The following is a 5,767-nucleotide window of genomic DNA, read 5'->3' as shown; positions in this document are numbered from 1 at the left end:
TACGATTATTACCAGCCTGAAGCCTACGTAGCCGCCCGTGATTTATACATAGAAAAAGAAACCGATATTAACAAAGAAATTGAACGAATGCGTCTTGCTGCTACCACCAGCCTGATGGAGCGTGAAGATGTGCTTATTGTCAGCAGTGTAAGCTGCATTTACGGTTTGGGCAATCCCGGCAGCTTTAAAGATATGCGCCTTATGCTGCACCCCGGCGACACTCTAAAACCCGATACTATCATCGATAGGCTAATCCAAATGCAGTATGGGCGTGATGACATTACCTTTAGCCCCGGTAATTTCCGCAAGCGAGGTGATAGCCTAGATGTTTACTTGGCTTATTACGATGAAGCTTATCGCATAGAGTTCGATTTTGATACCATCGCTAGCATTAAACAAATTCACCCGCTTACTGCCGCCGTGCTGGGCACGCGCGATTATCTTACCATCTACCCTGCCAAGCACTTTGTGATGGAAAAAGAACAAATGTACGCCGCCATTAATAACATTGAGGCCGAGATGAAAGAGCAAATTAAGTTTTTTGAAGACCGTAACCGCCTTGTAGAGGCCCTGCGTATTAAACAAAAAACAATGTACGACCTCGAAATGCTACGTGAGCTGGGCAGCTGTGCCGGCATTGAAAATTACAGCCGTCACCTTAGCTACCGTGCCGCCGGCGAACGGCCCGCCACGATGATAGATTATTTTCCTGATGATTTTTTACTGTTCATCGATGAAAGCCATGTGAGTGTCAGTCAGATTGGGGCGATGTACGAGGGCGACAAGAGCCGCAAGCAAAATTTGGTCGATTTTGGTTTTAGGTTACCCAGTGCGCTGGATAACCGCCCGCTTAAAATTGGCGAATTTGAAAATATTATCCCGCAAACCTTGTATGTATCGGCTACGCCGGGCAAGCTGGAGCTGGAACGCTGCCCGTTGCCTACCGAGCTTATCATTCGGCCCACCGGCCTCTTAGACCCACAGATAGAGGTGCGCCCCACCAAAGGCCAAATTGAAGATTTGTACGCCGAAATTCGTAAACGTGTTGATTTAGGCGAGCGCAGCCTTGTGCTAACTCTCACCAAAAAGATGGCCGAAGATATGGCCGATTACTTTAGTGATTTAGGCCTGAGCACTCGCTACCTGCACAGCGAAATTGACACCATTGAGCGCGTAGAGATATTGCGCGACCTACGGCTTGGTAAGTTTGATGTGCTTATCGGCGTCAACTTACTGCGTGAGGGGATTGACTTGCCGGAGGTTACCCTCATCGCCATCATGGACGCCGATAAAATTGGTTTTTTGCGCAGCACCACCAGCCTTATCCAGATAATTGGCCGTGCCGCCCGTAACAGCGCCGGTATTGCCTTAATGTACGCCGATAAGATGAGCCCCGCCATGACCGCCGCCATTGACGAAACTAATCGCCGCCGGGTTATTCAAGAGGCTTATAATAAGGAACACGGCATTACGCCGGCCACTATCAAAAAGGCCATTCACGATATACTAGAGCGTGAAGAGCAAGAAAAACTTGATGCGGCGCGGGATAACATTGATATTGTGCGCAAAGGTACCAACCTCTTTGATAAAAAGGCGGTGGCTAAACTCATTAAACGGCTGGAAAAAGAGATGCTTGAAAAGGCCAAAAACTTGGAGTTTGAAGAGGCGGCATTGTTAAGAGACGAGGTGGAGAAATTGAGGAAGGGAGAGGTGTAAGATTGAGGCTGATAAATATCTAAATTCTAATTTAAAAATTTAAATAAAAATCACTGTTATCAATATATAAAGTACCTTTTTTTATAATATCCATACCAATTATTATATCAAAAAATTTATCTAAAGAAGTCCAATCGCCATGAGCTACTTTAGCATCAACTAAGATTTTATTATTTATTAAAACACCTTTAAACTTAAACACAACTATAAACTCCTAAATTAATCACTTTATCTGTAACTTCTTGAATAGAAAATAAGCCGTTCATAACTTTATTATATCCTTATTTTAGGCAGATGACAACAATTTTCTGTAAATTTATTGCCCAAAAGCGGCTGACTGCCTTGCCATTCCTCCACTAATTAGTTATTATATGAATAACCAATCATATCATTTAAAAGGATTTTATAAACAATGGCCAAAAAGCAATTTAAAGCCGAAGTAGACAGGCTGCTCAAACTTATTATTCATTCGCTGTACAGCAATAACGAAATTTTCCTGCGTGAGCTTATCAGCAACGCCAGTGACGCTATCGATAAAATGAAGTTTTTAACTTTAACTAACGAACAATTTAAAACCGATAGTTTTGCCGGCCAAATCGATATTAGTTTAGATACCGATGCCGCCACCATTACCATCACCGATAACGGTATTGGCATGAATAGCGATGACCTAGAGGAAAATTTGGGCAAAATTGCCCACAGCGGTAGCAGCGAGTTTTTAGCAGCGTTGGAAGCCGGTGCCAAAAAAGATAGCAACATTATCGGCCAATTTGGCGTAGGCTTTTACAGCGTTTTTATGGTAAGTAACAATGTTACCGTAATTAGCCGTAAAGCCGGCGAGCTGGAAGCTCACAGCTGGCAAAGCGATGGCGAAAGCGGCTATACCCTCAGCAAGGCCGAGCGCGATAATCATGGCACCACTATCATTATTAAATTAAATGATGAAAATAAAGAATTTGCTCATAATTATAAAATTGAAGAGCTTATTGAAAGATACAGTAACCACATTGCTTTCCCCATCTTTTTGCATTACACCGAAAAACCCTTTGCTAAAGAGGGCGAAGAGCCCAAAGAAGAAGCCGTAGATAAACAAATTAACAGTGCAAAGGCCCTGTGGCAACTTAGCAAAAGCCAACTTAAGGCTGAAGATTACAACGAGTTTTATCACACCATCTGCCATGATAGCGAAAATCCACTTTTTTACAGCCATACACGGGCCGAAGGCAACCTTGATTACACAACCCTCTTTTATATCCCCGCTAAAGCGCCGTTCGATTTGTTTCAGGCCAACTACAAAGCCGGTGTCAAACTTTATGTAAAGCGCGTCTTTATTACCGATGACGAAAAAGAGTTACTCCCCGTGTGGCTACGTTTTGTGCGCGGTATTATTGATAGCGAAGACCTCCCTCTTAACGTTAGCCGTGAAATTTTACAGAAAAATAAAATTTTAGAGAGTATCCGTACCGCCAGCGTCAAAAAATTATTAAGCGAATTTAAAAAACTAAGCGAGAGCGAACCTGAGAAATTTAAAACTTTTATCGAAAATTATAACAAGGTGCTTAAAGAGGGCTTGTACATCGATTTTGCCTACCGCCCCGAAATCCTTGAGGTCGTGCGTTTTAAAAGCACCGCCGATACCAGCGAATGGACCAGTTTAGCCGCCTACAAAGAACGTATGCCGCAGGAACAAAAAAACATTTACTATATTACCGGTGAAAAGGAAAATGTGGTGCGTGCCAATCCCCTATTGGCGGCTTATAAAGAGAAAGGCATTGAGGTATTGCTGTTAAGCGACCAAGTAGACGAATTTGTTATGCCTATGCTGGGTCAGTACGAAGGGTTAAACTTTAAAGCCATTAACAGCGGTGAAGAAGATGAACTTTTTAAAGATAATAAAATAGAAGAAACCGCCGAGAACAAAGAGCTTGCCGATAAACTTAAAGAGGCGCTAGGCGATAAAGTAGAGGCCGTGAAACTTTCCAGCCGTTTAAGCGATTTACCGGCGGTAATTGTCAGCGGCAGTAACGGCGTAAATTTGCAGATGGCGCAAATGTTTAAGATGATGGGTCAAGAAGCGCCGGAAGGTAAACCAATCCTCGAGGTGAACCCAAACCATGCTTTAATTAAATCTTTAATGAGTTTAAGTGGTGATGAGGTAAAAGACTACGCTAATATTTTATTAGATAGCGCTTACCTTGCCGAAGGCGTACTGCCCAAAGAGCCGGCTAACTTTGCGGCCACCATCTTTAAATTATTAAAACAACCTAGTTAGATAAAAATTATGCTTTAAGAAAAGGTAACCGCGAAAGGCACGAACAACACGAAAATAATTTTCTTTTCATGTGCTTAGTGTTTTTCGTGGTTACCTTTTCTCTTTAACTGTAATGATTTACTTTTTTAACCACCAACACTACAGCTCTTAAGCGGCGCTTGGGCAGCTTAAAAGTTTAACTTAGAGTATCTTAAAAATATAGGAATAATTATTAGAAAAAAATATACGATTGACGAACTTAAAGGTTTACGCTCCACCCTACCTAATTTGTATGATATTCATGGTTTATTTGACCGGCTAAAAAACTAGAAGAAAGTAATTAAAAAAAGCTGGGAGCGCGAAAAATAATGTCTTCTAAAATGGTTGGCCATACTCCGCTAGCAATAATTAAGCTGAAAATGTGCGAAATTAATATTAAAAGTGTCAGATTTAAAGCCAACCAAACAATAATATTAATAACTAAAAATTTTTTGCAACTTTTTTGTAAATTACCATCATGTTTAAAGCTGGCGTAAACATAAATTACTAAATTGGCGATAAGGCTTAAAAAAGCTACATTGGTGAAAAACATTACTATTAATACAACAAAAATCATAATATTTTATCGGCAAATTAAAGCATTTAAGTTAGATAAAAATTACCTTAGTAGCTTAATTTATATAAAATTTATGTTAAATAATTGTTATTATTTTGTAACAAAAAATATTTACCTGTCCTACTCTTTACAAAGTTAAAATTTACTGTTAAAGTACTCAAAGAAATAACACCAAGTTAAAGTACTCCACTTCTTTAAAAAGTTAAATAGGTTTAATTATGACGCAAACCCCTAACGCTAACCGTACCACTATTGTACTAACCGGCCGCCGCAACGCCGGTAAGAGCAGCTTACTTAATAGTTTGTGCGGGCAAAGCGCCGCCTTAGTTTCGCCGGTGGCTGGCACCACCACCGACCCGGTAACCAAAGCCAGCGAGCTGGCCCCTCTTGGCCCGGTGCTATATATTGATACCGCCGGCTACGATGACGAAGGCGAGCTGGGTAACTTGCGGGTACAAAAAAGCTTAGAGACTTTTACTAAAGCCGATGCCTTTTTATTTGTAGTAGCCGCTAATGGGCCGCACTTTAATGAGCTGGATACCGAATGGCTTAACAAAATTAAAAATTTTGACAAGCCCATCTTTTTTGTGGCTACTATGACCGATTTAACCACCGAACCTATAGAGATACGCTATAACTCCGTCATTAAGAGCGATAACTTAAAGCCTCTTTATCCGGTAAGTAACTTAACAAGACAGGGTATAGATACCCTTAAAAAAGCAATAGCCGATAAATTAACCGACGACGAACCGCCGCTAGTTGGCCATACCTTACCGGTAGGCTCGCTGGTTATGCTGGTTATGCCGCAGGATATTCAGGCTCCTAAAGGCCGGCTTATCTTACCGCAGGTGCAGGTTTTACGCGAACTATTAGATTATAACCATCGGGCCTTATGTGTAACCTTTAATAATTTTACAGAAAGTTACAACTTATTAAAAGAGCCTCCGGCTTTAATTATTACCGATTCGCAGCTTTTTCCGCAGTTAAAGCCGCTTTTACCGGTTAACCAAGCCGTTACCAGCTTTTCTATTTTAATGGCCGGCCGTAAAGGTGATATTAATTATTATACACAAAGTTTAAATAAGTTAAAAGAGTTGGCCGCCGGTGATAAAATACTTATCCTAGAGGCCTGTAGCCACCATGCCCTTAAAAACGACATTGCCCGCCAGCAAATCCCAAATCTT

The 5,767-nt window shown here is 41.2% G+C and carries 5 protein-coding genes; 3 read left to right on the top strand and 2 right to left on the bottom strand.

Translation table 11 applies throughout. The features are described 5' to 3' along the window. Positions 1–1,716: excinuclease ABC subunit B (gene uvrB / locus FWE37_08845; GenBank protein ID MCL2521087.1), on the top strand; the 1,716-nt coding region annotated here is incomplete at its 5' end. A gap of 31 nt (positions 1,717–1,747) precedes the next feature. Here the strand turns inward: uvrB and FWE37_08840 are convergent. Continuing rightward, positions 1,748–1,918 (bottom strand): hypothetical protein, encoded by a 171-nt coding sequence (locus FWE37_08840; protein ID MCL2521086.1) that lies wholly within the window; start codon positions 1,916–1,918, stop codon positions 1,748–1,750. A gap of 210 nt (positions 1,919–2,128) precedes the next feature. Between FWE37_08840 and htpG the strand changes: the two genes are divergently transcribed. Continuing rightward, entirely contained in the window at positions 2,129–3,988 is a 1,860-nt protein-coding gene (gene htpG, locus FWE37_08835; protein MCL2521085.1) for a molecular chaperone HtpG, read from the top strand. Positions 3,989–4,307: 319 nt separating this feature from the next. Here htpG and FWE37_08830 read toward each other — a convergent pair whose 3' ends face one another. Beyond that, complete coding sequence (locus tag FWE37_08830) at positions 4,308–4,583, bottom strand: hypothetical protein (GenBank protein MCL2521084.1); 276 nt, start codon at positions 4,581–4,583, stop codon at positions 4,308–4,310. A gap of 218 nt (positions 4,584–4,801) precedes the next feature. Between FWE37_08830 and hydF the strand changes: the two genes are divergently transcribed. Beyond that, positions 4,802–5,767, top strand: a 966-nt coding sequence (hydF, locus tag FWE37_08825; GenBank protein ID MCL2521083.1) for a [FeFe] hydrogenase H-cluster maturation GTPase HydF, incomplete at its 3' end; no start/stop codon positions are given.

Source organism: Spirochaetaceae bacterium, from assembly GCA_009784515.1.
Classification (GTDB): Bacteria; Spirochaetota; Spirochaetia; order WRBN01; family WRBN01; genus WRBN01.
Note: the sequence above shows the minus strand (reverse complement) of the source record. Positions and strands in the feature narration are given on the sequence as shown.